The sequence below is a fragment of the Flavobacterium sp. FG68 genome (genome assembly GCF_057808895.1).
This window is the reverse complement of record NZ_JBMDIY010000037.1, coordinates 24,071-45,152: the sequence shown is the minus strand read 5'-3', so window position 1 is coordinate 45,152 and position 21,082 is coordinate 24,071. Positions and strand designations below refer to the sequence as shown.

The 21,082-nt window shown below is 35.8% G+C and carries 12 protein-coding genes; all 12 read left to right on the top strand.

Going from position 1 to position 21,082, the window contains the following annotated elements:
- The first annotated feature begins 32 nt into the window (after positions 1-32).
- The 12 genes from ACODSB_RS20130 (at position 33) to ACODSB_RS20075 (ending at position 21,007) form a co-directional block, all read left to right on the top strand.
- Complete coding sequence (locus tag ACODSB_RS20130) at positions 33-2,639, top strand: glycosyl hydrolase 115 family protein (protein ID WP_488938334.1); 2,607 nt, start codon at positions 33-35, stop codon at positions 2,637-2,639.
- A 210-nt stretch (positions 2,640-2,849) separates the two neighbouring features.
- Positions 2,850-3,959 carry an endo-1,4-beta-xylanase gene (locus ACODSB_RS20125; RefSeq protein WP_488938333.1) on the top strand — a complete coding sequence of 370 codons (1,110 nt, stop codon included), beginning with the start codon at positions 2,850-2,852 and terminating at the stop codon, positions 3,957-3,959.
- A 255-nt stretch (positions 3,960-4,214) separates the two neighbouring features.
- Positions 4,215-5,648: an MFS transporter gene (locus ACODSB_RS20120; protein WP_488938332.1), complete on the top strand. Its 1,434-nt coding sequence runs from the start codon at positions 4,215-4,217 to the stop codon at positions 5,646-5,648.
- A gap of 23 nt (positions 5,649-5,671) precedes the next feature.
- Positions 5,672-6,706, top strand: a complete 1,035-nt coding sequence (locus ACODSB_RS20115; protein ID WP_256637185.1) for a glycoside hydrolase family 43 protein — start codon at positions 5,672-5,674, stop codon at positions 6,704-6,706.
- A 257-nt stretch (positions 6,707-6,963) separates the two neighbouring features.
- Positions 6,964-7,971: a GntR family transcriptional regulator gene (locus tag ACODSB_RS20110; protein ID WP_488938331.1), complete on the top strand. Its 1,008-nt coding sequence runs from the start codon at positions 6,964-6,966 to the stop codon at positions 7,969-7,971.
- 2 nt (positions 7,972-7,973) lie between these two features.
- Positions 7,974-9,455: a xylulokinase gene (locus ACODSB_RS20105; protein WP_488938330.1), complete on the top strand. Its 1,482-nt coding sequence runs from the start codon at positions 7,974-7,976 to the stop codon at positions 9,453-9,455.
- 8 nt (positions 9,456-9,463) lie between these two features.
- Positions 9,464-10,789 carry a xylose isomerase gene (gene xylA / locus ACODSB_RS20100; RefSeq protein ID WP_053473041.1) on the top strand — a complete coding sequence of 442 codons (1,326 nt, stop codon included), beginning with the start codon at positions 9,464-9,466 and terminating at the stop codon, positions 10,787-10,789.
- A gap of 603 nt (positions 10,790-11,392) precedes the next feature.
- Complete coding sequence (fsa, locus tag ACODSB_RS20095; RefSeq protein ID WP_488938329.1) at positions 11,393-12,049, top strand: fructose-6-phosphate aldolase; 657 nt, start codon at positions 11,393-11,395, stop codon at positions 12,047-12,049.
- A gap of 533 nt (positions 12,050-12,582) precedes the next feature.
- Entirely contained in the window at positions 12,583-15,750 is a 3,168-nt protein-coding gene (locus ACODSB_RS20090) for a SusC/RagA family TonB-linked outer membrane protein (RefSeq protein WP_488938328.1), read from the top strand.
- Positions 15,751-15,762: 12 nt separating this feature from the next.
- On the top strand, positions 15,763-17,394 hold the full coding sequence (locus tag ACODSB_RS20085; RefSeq protein ID WP_488938327.1) for a RagB/SusD family nutrient uptake outer membrane protein: 1,632 nt from the start codon (positions 15,763-15,765) through the stop codon (positions 17,392-17,394).
- Between the two features lie 34 nt (positions 17,395-17,428).
- A complete protein-coding gene (locus ACODSB_RS20080) occupies positions 17,429-18,796 on the top strand; it encodes a glycan-binding surface protein (RefSeq protein WP_488938326.1) in 1,368 nt (455 codons plus the stop codon).
- Positions 18,797-18,808: 12 nt separating this feature from the next.
- The gene (locus ACODSB_RS20075) at positions 18,809-21,007 is read left to right on the top strand and encodes an endo-1,4-beta-xylanase (RefSeq protein WP_488938325.1); all 2,199 of its coding nucleotides are present in this window, start codon (positions 18,809-18,811) and stop codon (positions 21,005-21,007) included.
- Positions 21,008-21,082 lie beyond the last annotated feature (75 nt).

The following is a 21,082-nucleotide window of genomic DNA, read 5'->3' as shown; positions in this document are numbered from 1 at the left end:
CCTTTTTACAGACAAACAAAAACTATGTCTCTATGTGTTTAAATTTTAAGTTGCTATATAAGTTTTTACTGCTTTCCTTAATCGGATTAAGCACAAAATTATATGCCATAAACCCAGAGAAATACATAATAAATCAGGCTTCCGCCGAAAACTTTCCTTTGGTTTCAAAAGAAAAAACGGCTTCCATTTTAGTAAGTGCAACTGATTTTTCAGGCGTTTTAAAAGTTGCAGGACATTTAGAAAATGACATTTTTCAGGTTTCAGATTTGCATCCAAAAAGAATCAATAAAATTTCTGAAGCAGAAGATTTTGTGGTTATTATTGGAACTTTAGGAAAAAGTGAAATTATCGATCAATTGGCGAAAGAAGGAAAAATTAATGCAAACGAACTTCGTGGAAAATGGGAAAAATTCACCACTCAAATTATTGAAAATCCATTTAAAGGAATCAAAAAAGCGTTGGTAATTGCAGGCTCAGACAAAAGAGGAACGATTTACGGAATCTACGATCTATCGAATCAAATTGGTGTTTCGCCCTGGTATTTTTGGGCAGATGTTCCGGTGAAAAAACAATTGGAACTGCATGTTTTACCTGGAATTCATTCGCAGGGAGAACCAAAAGTAAAATACAGAGGAATTTTTATAAACGATGAAGCTCCGGCTTTATCCGGCTGGGCATTTGAAAAATTTAGCGGATTCAATTCAAAATTCTACGATAAAGTTTTTGAACTGATTCTCAGAATGAAAGGCAACTATTTATGGCCGGCCATGTGGGGCAGAATGTTTTATGTAGAAGATCCGCAGAACGCTGTTTTAGCCAATGAATACGGAATTGTAATGGGAACTTCACACCATGAACCATTAACGAGAGCGCATGCCGAATGGGGAAAAGCAAACGGAAAATGGGATTTTAGTACCAATTCAGATGCTTTGATTAATTTCTGGAAAGACGGTATTAAAAGAATGGGAAATAAAGAAACCATTGTAACTGTTGGGATGCGCGGCGACGGCGACGAACCTATGACTGAAGGAACTGCAATTGGTTTACTGGAAAATATCGTAAAAACCCAAAGAAATATCATTGCAGAAATTACGAAAAAGCCAGCCGAAGAAACACCTCAAATGTGGGCGCTTTACAAAGAAGTTCAGGATTATTATGATAAAGGAATGACGGTTCCTGATGATATTACGCTTTTGTTGTGTGATGATAATTGGGGAAATATCCGCAAACTTCCCGAACTAGATTCAAAACCAAGAAAAGGCGGTTACGGAATTTACTATCATTACGATTACGTAGGCGGACCGCGAAATTACAAATGGATCAACACGAATCAAATCGAAAGAATTTGGGAACAAATGGATTTAGCATATCAATATGGCGTTAATAAAATCTGGATCGTAAATGTTGGAGACATTAAACCAATGGAATTTCCAATAGAATTTTTCTTAGATATGGCGTGGAATCCTGAAAAATTCAATGCTGGAAATTTAGATCAATATTATGTGAATTGGGCAAAAGAAAATTTTGGAGATCAAAATTCCGAAGATATTGCTGAAATTCTAAAATTATATACCAAATATAATTCCCGTAGAAAACCTGAATTGCTAGATTTAAAAACCTACAGCATCACCAATTATAATGAAGCAGATCGAGTTGCTGAAGACTATCAAAAATTAGTTGAAAAAGCCAATTCAATAAACCAAAAATTGAAACCGGAATATAAAGATGCTTTTTATCAATTGGTTTTATTTCCAGTTTTGGCAAGTGCTAATTTAAATGAAATGTATGTCGCTGCGGCTAAAAATCATTTGTATGCAAGTCAGGGAAATGCCATTGCAAATGTGTATGCTGAAAAAGTAAAAGAATTATTTGAGAAGGATAGCTTGTTGACGGACTATTATCACACAAAATTGGTTAACGGAAAATGGAATCACATGATGTCGCAAACACATATTGGTTATTATAATTGGCAGCAGCCGGATAAAAATGTGGTGCCGAAAACAAAAACAATTGAAGTATCAAACAAAACTCAAACAGGAATTTCTACAGAAGATTCTCCAAAGGTTGAAACATCAAATACTAAATATAGATATTTAGATCATGTTCGAGGTTTTGTTGAGGAGAACGGTTACATTTCAATAGAAAGTAAAAATTATTCTAAAGCCATAAATTCGGATTTAGTAAAATGGACCATAATCCCAAATCTAGGTAAAACAGATTCTGGAATAACAATTAAACCTTCGAATATTAAGCCGATTGAAATCTCAAAAGAATCGCCAAGATTAGAATATGACGTTCATTTTTTCAGTAAAAGAAATGTAAAAGTACACGCTTATTTTTCGCCAACCATAAATTTTACAATTCGTGATGGTTTGAAATACGGAATTGGTTTTGATGATGAAAAGCCTCAAATAATCAATTTTAATTCAAATGATTCAGAGAAAAGTTGGGCAGAATCTGTTGCAAATAATATTAAAATAATAACATCATCGCATACGATTGAAAAGACAGGAAATCACGTTTTAAAGTTTTACGGGATTGATCCGGCTTTAGTGCTTCAGAAAATTGTAATTGAGACTGAAGAAGGAAAAGTCTTGGAGTCGTATTTAGGACCGCCGGAGAGTTTTAGGAAGGAATGATTCCGTATTGTAACACGTTTTATTTGTCATTTCGACGTAAGGAGAAATCTTCGCAAGAAACTCTACAAAGTTGATCCAGCATGCGGAGCTACTTACGAAGATTTCTCCTTACGTCGAAATGACAAGATTGAGGGGAAGCGTTACGGATTTAAACCTGTCGGGTCTCCGTTGAGAAAGAAAAAAACGATTAACTATTAAACCAAAAAATATATGAAATTTATTAAACCTTATTTGTTTGCCGTCACAACTTTGCTGACTGTAAGCTGTACATCGCAAAAAGAAACCGCTTCATTAAAAGATGTTTACAAAAACGACTTCTATATCGGTACAGCATTAAACGCAGATCAAATTGAAGAAAAAGATGCAAAAGTAGATTCATTGATTAAAAAAGAATTTAATGCAATCACGCCAGAAAACATTATGAAGTCGATGTTCACGCATCCTCAAAAAGATAAATATGATTTTGCTTTATCGGATAAATTTGTGGCTTACGGAGAGAAGAATAAAATGTTTATTCACGGACATACTTTAATATGGCACAGTCAATTAGCGCCGTGGATGGAAAAAATATCGGATAGTACCGAAATGAAAGCTTTCATGAAAGATCATATTACGACAATTGTTTCAAAATATAAGGGCAGAATTAATTCGTGGGATGTTGTAAATGAAGCTTTAAACGATGATGGAACTTTGCGACAATCTGTTTTTTTTAAAACACTTGGCGAAAAATATCTTGTTGATGCTTTTAAACTCGCAGAAAAAGCAGATCCAAAAGTAGATTTATATTACAACGATTATAATATTGAAGAACCAGCTAAACGAGCCGGAGCCATTGCTTTAATCAAAAAAATAAAAGCAGCAGGAGGAAAGGTTGACGGCGTTGGTATTCAGGGACATTGGAGATTGCAGAGTCCGTCGGTTGAAGAAATTGAAAAAAGTATTTTAGAATATTCGGCATTGGGAATTAAAGTTGCTTTTACAGAATTGGATATTACCGTGCTGCCAAACCCGTGGGATTTAAAAGGTGCTGATGTAAATCAGAATTTTGAGGGAAGTGCAAAAATGAATCCGTATCCTAAATCATTGCCGGATTCTATTCAGAAGCAATTGGCAGAACGTTACGCATCGATTTTTAAGCTATTTTTAAAACATAAAGACAAAATCAGCCGAGTTACTTTTTGGGGCGTTTATGATGGGCAATCATGGTTAAATGACTGGCCGATAAAAGGAAGAACGAATTATCCGCTTGCATTTGATGCAGCTTTAAGACATAAGCAAGCTTACGATAGTATTTTAAAGTTGAAGAAAACGGAAGAATAACGAGTTAAAATGGCTTTCAATTAAAATATTATTAACAATCGGTTGTTTTTAAAAATATTCTTGAAATAAAGTAAAGTAAATTTGCGTAATATGTTTTTTTGTATAATTTTACACAACCGATTGTTTTAATCGCAATTCGTTTTCCTGCAAGCTTTTCAAAACCTTGTAGGTATATTTGAGAGGGGTATTATAAAACAATTTAAACCTACAAGGTTTTGAAAACCTTGCAGGAACTAACTAACCACAAACCACAAAATGAATAACATTTCACAAAAATTATCCATCAAAGAAAAAATTGGATACAGCTTAGGAGACTTGGCTGCCAATTTAGTTTTTCAAACTTTGATGACCTATCTGGCTTATTTCTACACCGATATTTACGGATTATCGCCAACAGATTCTTCTATCATCATGTTGATTGTGGGTTTAGTTGCAGCTTTTATTTTTAATCCCATTATTGGCGTTTTAGCAGATAGAACCAGTACAAAATGGGGAAAATTCAGACCGTGGATTTTGGCAACCGCAATTCCGCTTGGAATTGTAGCGCTGTTAGCATTTTCAACTCCTGATTTCTCTTATAAAGGAAAAGTCATTTATGCCGTTGTAACCTATACTTTATTACTGCTTTTTTACGCCGGAAATAACCTGCCATATTCTGCTTTAAGCGGTGTAATTACAGGCGATATGTCCGAAAGAAACAGTATGTCGTCGTACCGTTTTGTGGCTGTTATGTTTGCACAGTTTTTTGTTCAGGTTTTTATGCTCGGCATTATAAAAAGTGCAGGAAACGGGGACAAAGCAATTGGTATCGAAAAAGTAATGACGGTTTTGGCAATCATTGGAACTATTATGCTTTTGATCACATTTTTGACCACAAAAGAAAGAATCATTCCGAAACCGGAACAAAAATCAAGCATAAAAGAAGATTTAAGCGATTTGGTCAAAAACAGACCGTGGATAATTATGCTTTCGCTTACGACTTTGGTTTTTATTACACTCGCAATGAAAGGCGGTTCGTATGTGTATTATTTTGAAAACTATGTAGATAAAGAGCAATTAGCCGTTTTTATTCAGCCTATTTTAGATACTTTATCGAATATTGGATTAAATCATTTTGGTAATGATCCCGTTTCAGCCGGATTCGGATTGTTTAATGCGGGCGGAATTATCTTTATGATTGTGGGAATTACATTGTCTAAAAACCTGGCAGATAAATACGGAAAAAGAAATATTTTCGGATTGTTTTTATTCATTTCAACGTTGTTTATTGTCGCTTTCTATTTCTTTCCGTCAACGTCAATAAGCTTCATGTTTTTCTCCCAAATCTTACACGGATTTTTCTACGGAATCACAATCCCAATTCTTTGGGCAATGATTGCCGATGTTGCCGATTACTCAGAATGGATGAACAATCGCCGTGCGACAGCGATTATTTTCTCTGCCATGATGGTAGGATTAAAAGCAGGATTAAGTATTGGCGGTGCTTTAACAACCTTGTTTTTAGGATATTTTCATTACGCGCCAAATTCTGTCGTACAAACAGAAACTGCGATAAACGGAATCAAATTATTGGTCAGCATTTTTCCTGCAATTCCATTTTTAATTGGAGCCGGATTATTGTTTTTCTATAAAATCAATAAACAGATGGAAGTGCAGATCGAAAGTGAATTAAAAGAAAGAAGAACTTAATTATTTAAAACCAAGATATTACTATGCCTGAAGATAGCATTGAACAAATTAATTTCGAGGAAATTAATGAACTGGCGATTTCAAAGCCTTTAGTCTCTCACATTTATACGGCCGACCCGTCGGCGCATGTATTTAATGGTAAAATTTATATTTATCCGTCACATGATATTGATGCGGGAATTCCGTTTAACGATAACGGAGATCATTTTGGGATGGAAGATTATCATGTTTTTTCGATGGAAAGTATTTCATCAAAAGCCGTTGATAATGGTGTTGCATTGCATGTAAAAGATGTTGCCTGGGCCGAAAAACAAATGTGGGCGCCAGATGCGGCACAGAAAAACGGAAAGTATTATTTGTATTTCCCTGCAAAACGTGCTAATGGAATTTTCCAAATTGGAGTTGCCGTTGGAGATTCTCCGGCAGGTCCTTTCAAGTCAGAACCGGATGCGATAAAAGGAAGTTACAGTATTGATCCGGCAGTTTTTGAAGACGAAGACGGCAAGCATTATATTTATTTTGGCGGAATCTGGGGCGGACAGCTGCAGAAATACAGAAATAATAAATACGATCAAGACAATGAAGAACCTTCTGGAAACGAACCTGCTTTAGGACCAATTGTAGCTTTGCTTCGTGATGATATGCTGGAGTTTGCAGAAGAACCAAAAGAGATTAAAATTCTGGATGAAAACGGAGAAATTCTGCTGGCTGGAGATAATAACCGCCGATTTTTTGAAGCTTCGTGGGTTCATAAATACAACGGAAAATATTATTTCTCGTATTCAACTGGAGATACGCATTTTATTTGTTATGCAATTGGCGACAATCCGTATGGGCCGTTTACGTATCAGGGAAGAATTTTGAATCCGGTTGTGGGATGGACTTCGCATCATTCTATTTGTGAGGTTGAAAATGAGTGGTATTTGTTTTATCACGATTCGAGTTTGTCAAAAGGAGTGACGCATTTAAGAAGTATGAAAGTAACTAAAATCGATTATCTGGAAGATGGTTCGATCGTTACGATTGATCCGTATGGAATAAGAAGATTGATAGATTAAAAAAATTTCTTGAAAAATACAATCGGTTGTGTTGGTTTTAGGGTTTCTTGCAAGGTTGGTTTGCGTGAGGGATAGTAGTGGAAAGCCCACAGCCTGACGAAGGAAGTGCGAGGACTTGAAGCGGATAGCCCGACCCGGAGGGGCACGCCCAAAGTATTATTTTAGATGGAATAAAAAGATAACAATTTTTAATGTAAAAGTATTTTTTTATAAGATACAATTATTTACTTTAGCATAACAGAACGGAACAGAACGGTATGCTAAAAGAAGAAGAAAAATTTGAGTTTATAATTAATCACGATAGTGATATTCCGAAGTACAAGCAATTGGTTGACGGGATTACGAATGCTATTGCCGAAAATATTTTACAAAAGGGAGATTTGCTTCCGTCAGTAAATGTAATCTGCAAAACATATCAGCTTTCGAGAGACACGGTTTTTAAGGCTTATACGATTTTAAAAGACCAGAATACGATTGAGTCTGTACCGAATAAAGGCTATTATGTTTCGGGTGAAACGAGAAAAGTGCTTTTGGTTTTAGACACTTTTAAGGCATATAAAGAGGTTTTGTACCATTCGTTTGTGAATAATCTGCCGGATAATGTGATTACTGATGTGCAGTTTCATCATTATAATATTGATGTTTTTAAAACGATCATCAATAACGGAATTGGGAAGTATTACAAATACGTGGTGATGAATTTTGATCACAAGGAAATTGCTCCGGCTTTGTCGGCAATTTCAAAAGATAAACTGCTTTTGATAGACTGGAATATTCAGGCTGATAAAAGTAATAATTATGTTTTTCAGGATTTTGGAAAAGCGTTTTATGAGTCTTTGACAGAAGCAGCTGATTTGTTTAAAAAGTATAAAAAGATACAATTTGTGTATCCGGATTTTACCAATCACCCGAAGGAAACGGTTGATTTTTTTAAGAAATTCTGTGCCGATTTTAGTTTTGAATATGAGATTGTAACAGATCCTAAAAAGTTCAATATTGAAAAAGGAATCGCATATATAAGTGTAAGTGACAGGATTTTAGGATACTTTTTAGAGCAATGCAAAGAAAAGGATTTTGAACCCGGAAAAGATGTTGGTTTTTTGTCGTATAACGAAACGCCAATGAAGAAATTTATATACAAAGGAATTTCAGTTGTATCAACTGATTTTAAGGAATTAGGAACCAAAGCAGCGGCATTTATTACGCATGACGAAGAAACGAAGTGTTATGTGCCGACAAAATTAATAATAAGAGAATCATTGTAAGTATGTATTATATCGGATATGATATTGGAAGTTCTTCGGTCAAGGCAGCCTTGGTTGAAGCTGAAACGGGTAAAAAAGTAATCGTTTTGAATGAACCGCAAAACGAAATGGAAATCTTGTCTATTCACCCGGACTGGGCAGAACAGGATCCTGAAATCTGGTGGCAGCACATTTGTACGGCAACCAAAAGAGCGATTCGCGAAGCTAATATTGATGCATCAAAAATTCAGGGAATTGGTATTTCGTATCAAATGCACGGATTAGTAATTGTAGATAAAGCAGGAAATGCGCTTCGAAATTCAATTATTTGGTGTGACAGCCGTGCGGTTGAAATTGGAAATACCGCTTTCGCCGAAATTGGAGAACAAAAATGTATGGAGCATTTACTGAATTCTCCGGGAAATTTTACGGCTTCGAAATTAAAATGGGTGAAAGAAAACGAGCCCGAAGTTTACAATAAAATTGATAAATACATGCTTCCTGGAGATTATATCGCTTTGAAATTGACGGGCGAAGTAACGACAACTAAAAATGGTTTGTCTGAAGGAATGCTTTGGGATTATAAAGAAAATAAAGTAGCCGATTGGCTTTTAGATTATTACGGAATTGACAAGTCATTAACTCCAAAAATTGTAGAAAATTTTACGAATCAGGGAATTGTAAGTGAAAAAGCTTCTGTAGAATCTGGTCTTCCAGCAGGAATTCCTATTGTTTACAGAGCGGGAGATCAGCCTAATAATGCTTTGGCTTTGAATGTTTTGAATCCGGGAGAAGTGGCGGCAACGGGCGGAACTTCGGGAGTATTTTATGCGGTAAGCGAAATGTCATCTGGAAAAAGTACGAGAGTAAACAATTTCGTTCACGTAAACTACGAGCTGGAAACGCCTAGAGTTGGTAAACTTTTAAATATTAACGGAGCAGGAATTCAATACAGATGGCTTCGTAATAATATGGGAAATGAGTCTTATGAAGTTATGAATGAAAAAGCTTCGAATGTTGAGGTAGGTTCAGAAGGAGTTGTTGTGATTCCGTTTGGAAATGGCGCTGAGCGTATGTTCAACAATAAAAACATCGGAACTCATTTTTTAAACCTCAATTTGAATATTCATAACAGCGCACATTTGTTTAGAGCTTCTTTAGAAGGAATTGCGTTTTCGTTTGTGTACGGAATGGAATGTTTAAAAGAGGATAATGCGACAATTAATGTGATTAGAGCCGGAAATGATAATTTATTCCGTTCGGAGATTTTCTCTAATACGGTGGCGACTTTAATTGGTCACGAAATTGAAATTTATAATACAACCGGAGCTGTTGGAGCAGCAAGAGCTGTTGGTTTAAAAGATGGTGATTACAGCAAATTTGGAGCTAATGTTAGCGACAACGATCATGTAATGACGTTTTTACCGTTGCACAATAAACAACCTTATGAAACTGCTTACCAGAAATGGAAACAAGAATTAGAATTAATATTAACAACTAAATAAAAGAACAAATGATAGTTTTAGGAGATAAAGAATACTACAAAGGTATTGGCCAAATAAAATTTGAAGGAAAAGAATCTGATAATCCGCTGGCATTTAAATATTACAATCCAGACCAAGTTGTAGCTGGAAAAACAATGCGTGAGCATTTTAAATTTGCTATCGCTTACTGGCACACCTTCTGCGGACAAGGAAGCGATCCATTCGGACCAGGAACACAGCAATTTGCCTGGGATCAATCTTCAGATCCATACCAAGCAGCAAAAGATAAAGCTGATGCAGCTTTTGAATTTATCAGCAAAATGGGATTCGATTATTTCTGTTTCCACGATTACGATTTAATTGCTGAAGGTGCAACTTTCGCAGAATCAGAAAAACGTTTGGCTTTTATTACAGATTACTTAAAACAGAAAAAAGCAGATTCTGGAATTAAATTGCTTTGGGGAACTTCAAACTGTTTCTCTAATCCAAGATTTATGAACGGAGCAGCAACAAATCCTGATTTTAATGTGGTAGCAAGAGCCGGAGGTCAAGTAAAATTAGCGCTTGATGCAACGATTGCTTTAGGCGGAGAAAACTACGTATTCTGGGGTGGTAGAGAAGGTTATATGTCTTTACTAAACACAGATATGGGAAGAGAATTAGACCACATGGCGCAATTCCTTGCAATGTCTAGAGATTACGCAAGAGCACAAGGTTTTAAAGGAACTTTCTTTATCGAACCAAAACCAATGGAACCATCTAAACATCAATACGATTTTGACTCGGCAACGGCAATTGGATTCTTAAAAGAATATGGTTTAGATAAAGATTTCAAAATCAATATTGAGGTAAACCACGCTACATTGGCACAACATACTTTTCAACATGAACTGGAAGTTGCTGCAAAAGCTGGAATGTTAGGAAGTATCGATGCAAACAGAGGTGATTACCAAAACGGTTGGGATACAGACCAATTCCCAAATAATATTCAGGAAACTACTGAAGCGATGTTGGTTTTCTTAAAAGCTGGCGGATTACAAGGTGGTGGAGTTAATTTTGATGCTAAAATCAGAAGAAATTCTACTGATTTAGAAGATGTTTTCTTAGCGCATATTGGTGGAGCTGATACTTTTGCAAGAGCTTTATTGACTGCAGATAAAATCATTACTTCTTCTCCTTACGAAAAATTAAGAACAGAAAGATACAGCTCATTTGATGCAGGAAAAGGAAAAGATTTCGAAAACGGAAAATTAAACCTTAAAGATTTATACGATATCGCAAACCAAAATGGAGAATTGACTCTTCAAAGCGGTAAACAAGAATTGTTTGAAAATATCATTAACCAATATATTTAATTGGTAAAATCAATAAGTTAGAGCTGACAGGTTTTTTAAACCTGTCAGCTCTAAATAAAAATTTATTAGTGAGAAACTATCTAAAGAAATAGAATTAAATTTTAATATGATAGCTGTAGAAAGTAATAATTATTAAATAGTTTTTTAGATACAAATAGAGAATGTGTATTAAGATTATGACTTATTTTTTGAGATTAAAATTTGAAGAAAAATAGATTGGAGGTTTAGTTGCTATTTTTTGAAAATTGAAGTTTAAAAATAAAGTCAGTTTGATAAAATTATTAAGTGAGTTATTTTTTTATTGAAGGTTTTTTGAAGAGCTGAATCGGTCGAAATACACATTTTTTTCTCACTGGAAGTTAGACGCACTGCTGTGCGTCTCTACAAATTACACACAATCTTGTCATTTCGAGGAACGAGAAATCTCCGCGAGAAACTCTACAAAGATTGACGATTCTCAGTGCGGAGCTACTTACGAAGATTTCTCCTTTCAGTCGAAATGACAAGATTGAGAGGAATTCAACTCATTAAAACTACACGATTATACTCCATTAAAACAATTGCAGACCACAAAATAACCACCAACCTTAAACAAAAAAACTTATGAAATTTTTTATTGATACCGCTAATCTGGAAGACATTCGGGAAGCACAATCGCTTGGCGTTCTTGACGGCGTAACCACCAATCCGTCTTTAATGGCAAGAGAAGGAATTACGGGAAAAGAAAACATCTTAAAACATTACTTAGACATTTGTAATATTGTTGACGGCGATGTTTCTGCTGAGGTAATTTCTACTGATTTTGACGGAATGATAAGAGAAGGAGAGGAGCTTACAGCTTTGCATCCGCAGATTGTGGTGAAATTACCCATGATTGGCGACGGAATAAAAGCTTGTAAATACTTTTCTTCAAAAGGAATTAAAACTAATGTAACTTTAGTATTTTCGGCAGGTCAGGCTTTATTGGCGGCGAAAGCTGGAGCGACTTATGTTTCTCCGTTTTTAGGACGATTAGATGATGTTTCAACAGACGGAATGCATCTTATTGCCGAAATCAGGGAAATTTATGATAATTACGATTATCAAACGCAAATCCTTTCTGCTTCGGTAAGACATACCATGCATATTGTAAATTGTGCCAAAATTGGATCAGATGTAATGACCGGGCCGCTTTCGGCAATTAAAGGATTATTGAAACATCCTCTTACAGATATTGGTTTAAAACAGTTTGTTGATGATGCTAAAAAAATGAATCTCTAAACCCTAAATACACAACGCAATGACTAAGCCCTTTTCATCTCGAAAAGGGCTTTTTTTGTAACTTTTTAACAACCGATTGCCTTTTTAAATAGTTTTTAAATCAAATATTTTTAGAGATGCGCTCGTATTCAGCTTTCCTTTAGAATATTAAGTTAAAATTTCAATTATTCTGTACTTTTTATATTACTAAAACGATGTAGATATATTGAAAATATCTTAAATTCTTCATTTTATGCTTTTTTTAATATTTTGAAGAAAACAGTTTTTTATTCATAATGTTTTGACTGATCAGGTTTGTAAATATGAATATAATTTAATTTTTTATGAATATAAATAAACTATATGTTTTTTTAATATACTATTTTTTTAAAATTCTTAAATAAAATTAACGCAACCGATTGTGTATTATTGTTTTTTATATATATTTGTTTCAATAATGATTATGAGTTGTTTTTATTCTGAAAACAGTTCCTGAATCATTTCATAAAAAAAACTAACTAAACTATACTATTAACTCATTAAACTAATTATTTATGACTAACCTTTTAATTACTAAAAGCAAATCAAAATACTTTAAAAACTTAGGGTACTTAATCCTGATGTTGGTATTTTCTGCTGCGGTAAATGCACAAACCACTGTGTCAGGAACAGTTTCTGATAGTAACGGACCAATACCGGGAGTAAACATTTTTGTAAAAGGAACTAAAATCAGTTCGGTTTCTAATTTTGACGGAACGTATACCATCAGCCCGGTTCCTGCAAATGCAACTTTATCTTTCAGCTTTATAGGTTATAGCTCAAAAGACGTTGCGGTTGCTAACAAAAGCAAAATAGATGTAACACTTGAAGAAGATGTAAGCAGCTTAAAAGAAGTTGTAGTTGTAGGTTACGGAACCATGAAAAGATCAGACTTAACAGGTTCTGTTTCATCTGTAACCAGTCAGGCAGTTACACAATCTGTAACAACATCCATCGAGCAGGTTTTACAAGGACGTGCGGCGGGTGTAAACGTACAGGCAAACAACGGTGCGCCGGGAGCAAGTTCTTCTATTCGTATTCGTGGTATCAGTTCGTTAACCGGATCAAATGAACCCATTTTTGTAATCGACGGTGTAATTATCGACAACACAACAAGTTCTGTAAACACGAATCCGCTTTCTATGATTAATCCGTCAGATATTGTTTCGATGGACGTTTTAAAAGATGCTTCTGCAACTGCAATTTATGGTTCCAGAGCAGCAAACGGAGTTATTATCGTAACTACAAAACGTGGTAAAAAAGGCGATCTTACTTTAAACTTTGACAGTTATGTAGGATGGCAGGAAATTCCGAAACACTTAGATTTATTAAACCTTAGAGAATACGGAACATTAAAAAATACACGTTCGGATTTAGGAATTGTACAGCGTGACAATACCTTTATTCGCCCTGATTTATTAGGTGAAGGAACAGACTGGCAAAAAGAATTGTTCAACACCGCTTTAATGCAGAGTTACAATTTATCAGCTTCAGGAGGCTCAGAAAGTACCACTTACTCTTTAGGAATTGGTTATTTAGATCAGGAAGGTATAGCAATTGGTTCTTCATTTGACCGTTTCAATTTAAGAGGAGTTGTAGATTCTCAGGTAAAAAGCTTTTTAAAATTGGGAGTAAACTTTGCCCTAAGTCAATACAATCAAACAACAACGGTTACAGATGATGCTTTAATTATTACGGCTTTAAAACAAACGCCAAACGTTGCGGTTCGTAATGCCGATGGAAGTTTTGACGGACCTGATACTACAGAATTCGTTCAAAATAACCCAATAGGTTTAGCTTCTATTAAAGACAATCACAATAAAAATTACGCCATTAGAGCTAATACTTATGCAGAAATTGGTTTTACAAAAGACCTTAAATTCAAAACACAATATTCATTAGATTACGGATTTGCAAACAATTACACTTTTAATCCATCGTATACTTTTGGAGCTTTGGTAAACGATGTTCGCGAAGGAACAAGAACAAAATCAAACAGTGCATTCTGGAGCTGGAACAATTTACTGACTTACAATAAAACTTTTGGCGCACATACCATTAATGCCATGTTAGGTCAGGAAATGCAGGAATCAAGCTGGGAAAACCTTTACGGATACCGTTCTGGTTACATCACAAACGGTGCTACAGATTTAAATGCCGGAGATGCTACAACAGCAAGAAACTCAAATGCAAGCAGTGTAAGTTCTATCAGCTCTTACTTTGGGAGATTGTTTTATTCTTTCAATGATAAATATTTACTGACTGCGACTTTAAGACGAGACGGATCTTCAAAATTTGCAGAAGAAAACCGTTGGGGATGGTTTCCGTCAGCCGCTTTGGCCTGGAAAATTTCAAATGAAAATTTCTTAAAAGAAAATAAAACCATCAACAATTTAAAATTACGTTTAGGATGGGGAGCTGTTGGTAATCAAAGCGCACCAAATTACGCTTATACTTCAATTTACGGATCTTCGGCAACAAACTGGGGAACTGGACAATTGGCAGGAAATACCGCAAACCCGGACATTAAATGGGAAACTACTTATTCAAGCAACTTAGGTTTAGACCTTGGACTTTTTAACAACAGAGTAGAATTGGTTGCCGATGTTTATTACAAAAAAACAAACGACTTATTGCTTGAACTTCCACTTCCGGCTTATGTAGGAACAACGGGACAAGGAGCTACAAGACCGCCAACAGTAAACATTGGATCTCTTGAAAATAAAGGATTTGAGTTTAGTTTGAATACCATTAACATGGAGAGAAACGATTTTATATGGAAATCAAATATTGTTTTCTCGATGAACAGAAGCAAAGTTTTGGCACTTAATACAGAATCTGGTGTATTAAATAAAAACATTCAGCAAGGTTCTGATGTTACGACTGTTACCAGAACGGCGGTTGGAGAAGCAATTGGACAATTTTACGGATATAAGGTGATTGGCCGATTTGAAAAAGCAACAGATTTCTATTATAAAGATAAAGACGGAGTGGTAAAACCAACCGCTTTGCCAGAAGGAATGGCCATTGGTGAAAACGGCGTTTGGATTGGAGATTATATTTTTGAAGATGTAAACAAAGACGGAATCATCAACGAAAAAGACCGCGATTACATCGGAAATCCTGCTCCGGATTTCACTTTCGGTATCGGGAACACATTCTCTTTCCAGGGATTTGATATCAACATTTTGCTGACAGGTTCTTACGGAAATGATATCGTAAACTACCAAAGACGCTGGTTAGAAAATCCTCGTGAAAACACCAATTTATTGAAATCTTCTTTAGGATATGCGCAGTTAGAATTAATCGACCCAAACGGGCCAAACGATTATAGAAATGTGCAAATTGTGGGCGGAGATCCTTATATGACCAGAATTGCGGCATCGTCTGCATCATCAGCTTCAAACTATCGTTTTAGTAATCGATTTATAGAAGATGGTTCTTATGTGAGAGTAAAAAATATTTCGATAGGATATAATCTTCCAAAGAAATTATATTCTAAATATGGAATCTCAAACATTAAGATATATTCTAACGCTCAAAACGTTTTAACCTTCACAAAATACAAAGGTTATGATCCCGAAGTGGGATCAATTAATCAGGATGCGCTTTTAAGTGGTATTGATAATGGACGTTATCCTTCGCCAATTATTACTACGCTTGGACTAAACGTTAATTTCTAAAATTTGCAGACTATGAAAACAAAAAAAATATTTTACACGGTTCTTATGATCGCATTGCCATTTGTTTGGACTAGTTGTAGTGATCTTTTAGATGTTGAACCAGAAGATCAAATCACAAAAGAGAATTTTTATAAATCAGAATCAGATTTTCAGTCGGCAACAGGCCCGCTTTACAACAGAGTTTGGTTTGATTTTAATGATAAATTCTATTACGGTTTAGGAGACGGACGTTCAGATAACTTGTACGCACCTTATTCTGATTACGTTTATCCGTTTACAGATTTATCTGAAACAGGATTAACCGGCCCTTTAGTTTCGGCTTGGGGATCTTTATATAATGTTGTACAGCAATCCAATAACGTAATTATCGGAATTTCAGGAAGTAAAGTAGATGAAAGCGTTAAAAATAAATATATCGCCGAAGCACGTTTTATGAGAGGAACTGCCTATTGGTATTTAGCTTCTTTATGGGGAGATGTAATTATTTCTACAGACCCAAGAGAATTGGTTAAAAACCCAATCGTAAACAAAAATCCATTAAAAGATGTGTACGAATTTGCGATTCGCGATTTAGAATTTGCAGCAAAATATCTGCCTGAAACTGCAGGACAAGCCGGACGTTTAACAAAATACAGCGCCTTTGGAATGTTGTCTCGTGTTTACCTATCCTATTCGGGAGTAAGCGACAATCCAAACAGCGGAACAAGAAATCAGCAATATTTAGATTTAGCTAAAAAAGCAGCCGAAAAAGTAATCACTTCAGGTCCATATACTTTAATGACAAACTACGCTGATTTGTTTATGGTTGATAACAACAACAATACTGAATCTATGTTTGCCCTGCAATGGGTTCCAAACGGAGATTACGGAGTTATTAATACACATCAGGCTTATTTTGCTTTAGGTTCTGATATTACAGGAGACGATGCAGCTTGGGGTTACTGGACAAGAGCTTCAAATGATGTTTTAAAAGAATACGAATCAAAAGACCTTCGCCGTAAAGCAACCTGGATGGGCGATGATGATTTCTATCCGGAAATTAATAAATCAAACGGAGGTTATACAGTTGATCACGCAAAAGAATTCTTAACGGTAAAAAAAGGAGTTGTAGGTTCTACAAAAGACAATTCTAAAATTAGTCGTATGAACTCAGCTTTAAATACTTATATGCTGCGTTTAGGAGAAGTCTATTTAAATTATGCCGAAGCCGCTTTAGGAAACAACGCTTCAACAGCAGATGCACTTGCTTTAGATGGCGTAAATAAACTTCGTGTGCGTGCAGGTCTTGATCCAAAAACAACCTTGACTTATGCCGATATTATTCACGAAAGAAGAGTTGAATTAGCGATGGAAGGACAATATTGGTACGATTTAGTACGACGCGCTTATTACAAACAGCAAGAAGTTATTAACTATGTAACGGCACAAAACCGCGGAACAATTGAGCCAATTCTTTACGATTCTGCAACAAATACCTTATCTATAGATCCGGCAAGAAGCAGCAGTCCGCGTTCAATTGGCGTAATCGATGCTACAATTTTCCTTCTTCCTTATCCGGAATCAGAACTGGTTCAGAATCCGTTGTTGAGAGAAAATCCGGTTCCGTATCAATTTACAGAAGAAAAAATAACAGACTTGTTCTAGTATTTTGAAAAACAACAATCTAAAAAATATTAATATGAAATATATTTTAAATAAAAAATATTGGGCACCCATCGCACTGCTGGGAATAATGTTCTTTAGTACGCTATTTACTTCTTGTGACAATAACGATTCTGAAGGCGGAACCATAACCATATCAAAAGTTTTTCTGGAAGATGTAAATTCAACCGTTCCGGATAGAGAAGTTACTTTTGCCCGTTTAGGACAAGCTTTGCGTATACAAGGTTCTGGTTTTACAGGCTTAAAAAGAGTTTACATCAACGGATATCAAACTTATTTTAATGTAGTTTTTGTATCCGATAATTCAATGCTGATCAATGTTTCTGCCGATACCCCAATTTTAGAAGCAGATCCATCGGTAAGAAACACGATTCGATTTGTAAACGATAATAATGAAACCACATTTTCATTTGAAATTCGTTCAGGAAAACCAGCAATTACAAACATTTCCAACACAATGCCTAATGCGGGAGAAACTATTACCGTTTCGGGAACTGGTTTAACCGAAGTAAGCAAAGTAGTTTTTCCGGGAAATATTGAAGTAACAACAGGAATTACTTCAGATGAAGACGGTGAATTTTTTACAGTTGCAGTGCCAAATGGCGTTTCAGAAAACGGAGGTTCATTATTCGTTCAGACTTCAAACGGAGGCGTTTATTCTCCGGCTTATTTCAACTTTAAAAAAGGTATTTTATTAGATTTTGACGGAAGAGGACAGCACGGTTATTGGGGAACTTCAACCAGCATGATTCAGCCCGAAGATTTAGCATCACTTGCTTTAGGAACAGGAAATATTTCGCAAGGAAAATATGTACCGCACCGTCCGGCAAGAATTGCTTCTTTTGATGCTGCCAAAAACAGATGTACAGAAGTTTGGACAGCAGGAAACGGCGTCGATAACTGGAGAACACAATTAACACCTTATATCCCGGCAAGCACGTCGCTGGACAAAGTAGCATTACAGTTTGATGTATACGTTCCGGATGCTTGGAAAGATTCTGGATTCTTAAAAATATGCATGGTCAATAATTTTAATGGAGGAGAATGGACAGGAGCAGTTTATAATTATGTTCCATGGATTGTTGACGGAAAATCGGTTGCTTTTCAAACCACAGGATGGACAACGGTTACAATTCCGCTAAATAAATTTTATGCATGGTCTAAAGAACCGTTCACTTTTGAAACCGTTTTAGCATATCGTGAAGCTGCAACGTATCAAAACTTCGGTTTTTTCTTTGAAAATTCTGATGTAAAACTAAAAGACGTTACAGGAACTGCAAGTGAAGTAGAATTTGCTTCAAAACCAACTTCAGTAAAAGTGTACACAGACAACTGGAGAATAGTATCCTTAGATACTCCGGTTTACAACGATTTTCCTAACTAAAAAAACACCAAAATGAAATATAAATATATAATACCAGTAATTGCTTCATCCTTAATGCTTCTGGCATCTTGTGATGATAATTTAATGGAATGGGAAAAAGATCCTGAGCATGGCGAGGTTACAGGAGCAGAACTTCCGTTAGAATTAGTAGAAAAAATAAGCCGATACGATAACCTTAAAACGTACACAGATTTTGTTTTAGGAAACGGAATTGGTGCCGATTTATACCTAACTGACGCGACGTACCGTAAAATTGTAAACGACAACTTTGATGAGGTTACGCCGGGTTATGAAATGAAACACGGTGCAATGGTAAACTCAAAAGGTGAAATTAATTTTACTAAAGTAGATGCCTTTATTGCCGAAACAAAAAAAGCTGGCTTAACCGTTTTTGGTCATACTTTGGTTTGGCATTCCAACCAAAATGCAAGTTATTTAAACAGCATAATTGCACCAACTGTAATTCCCGGTTCTAGCGGAACAAATACATTAGATGTTGCAGGTTTAAAAAACGGAACATTTACAAACTGGGCCAGAAACAATCCCGGAAAAGGAATTGCTATTGCAGCAAATGAAGGACTTGCAACAGGTTCGCAAGCTATTAAGTTAGAATCAAGCGCGACATCTTCTGCACCGTATAATCTGCAATTGACCTCTCCGGATGTATCCATTGTAAGCGGTCATAATTATGAGATTTCTTTCTATATTAAATCTGATGTAACTGGAAAAGGGCGTATTTCTTTCAATGCTTCATTAACCAACCAATATCCGTACAAAGACTGGTTTAGCACAGGCGGATCGTGGACAGAAGCTTTTGCAACAACATCAGCATGGCAGCAGGTTAAAATTAAATTAGCTCCCGGAGATTTTGTCGGCGGAAGCACCAATTTTAAATTCAATATCGATTTAGGATATCTGCCAAATGTGACGTATTTAATTGATGTAAATACAATTTCAGTTGTAGATCTTGATGCCGCAGCAACCGTTACAAATTTGGTTGCCAATGGTAATTTTAATGCAGGCATTAGCGGATGGTCAAAATACAATGGAGCTAATGATGCTTTAAGCGTAGCAGGCGCGTCTGATGCGTACGAAGGAAACGGAGCAATGAAAGTTGTAAACGCAACTTCGGATGCGGCAAATCAATGGAAAACACAAATTCATGCTGATTTTACTTCAACCTTCACTTCTGGAAAAGAATATACAATTTCGTATATGATTCGTTCTGAAGCAACTGGTTCTGTAAGATGTTCAACAACAGGAACAACAGCTCATTATCAGGGAGATCAGGCAACATCGCCAAGTTGGAAATTAGTAGAATGGAAATTTACCGGAAACGGAACCGAAACAGGTTTAAACTTTGATTTAGGTGGAGCAGCCGGAACCTATTATATCGATAATGTTTTAGTAACGGATGGATCATCTGGAGGAGGCCCAACAGCGCCAATAACGATCGAAAAAACCGATGCAGAAAAAACAAAAATCATTGGCGATGCTATGGCTGACTGGGTTTCTAAAATGATGACACATTACAAAACAAGTGTTTTTGCCTGGGATGTAGTAAACGAACCAATGAAAGAAGACGGAACATTAAGAACAGGAAATGAAGGCGATACCGCAGCAGATTTTTTCTCATGGATAAAATATCTTGGAAAAGATTACGCTGTAACGGCATTCAAACTGGCTCGTCAATACGGAAATGCAACAGACAAACTTTTCATTAACGATTATAATTTAGAATCAAGATTAGACAAATGCGACGGATTGATTCAATATGTGGAATATATCGAAAGTCAAGGCGGAAAAGTAGACGGAATTGGAACACAGATGCACATAGGCTTAAATACAGATAAAGATAAAATTGCCCAAATGTTCCAGAAACTGGCAGCGACAGGAAAATTGATTAAAATTTCAGAGTTAGATGTGAGATTAGGAACAAATGCTCCAACAGTTGCACAGCAGGCTTCACAAGCAGAAATGTATCAATATGTGGTAGATATGTATAAAAAACATATTCCGGCAGCACAGCAATATGGTATTACGGTTTGGGGAGTTTCTGATAACTCTAAAGAACATGAATTTTGGCTTCCGGACGAAGCACCAAATCTTTGGGATGCAAATTACGTTCGTAAACACGCCTATAAAGGAACTGCTGATGGTCTTGCAGGAAAAGATGTAAGTAAAGACTTTTCAGGAGAGTTGGTTAAGTAAGTTAAGTGTAGTCTTAATCCATAATATGAATCTGAAAGGATTTGTATTATGGATTATTTGTTTTTAATTTTAAAA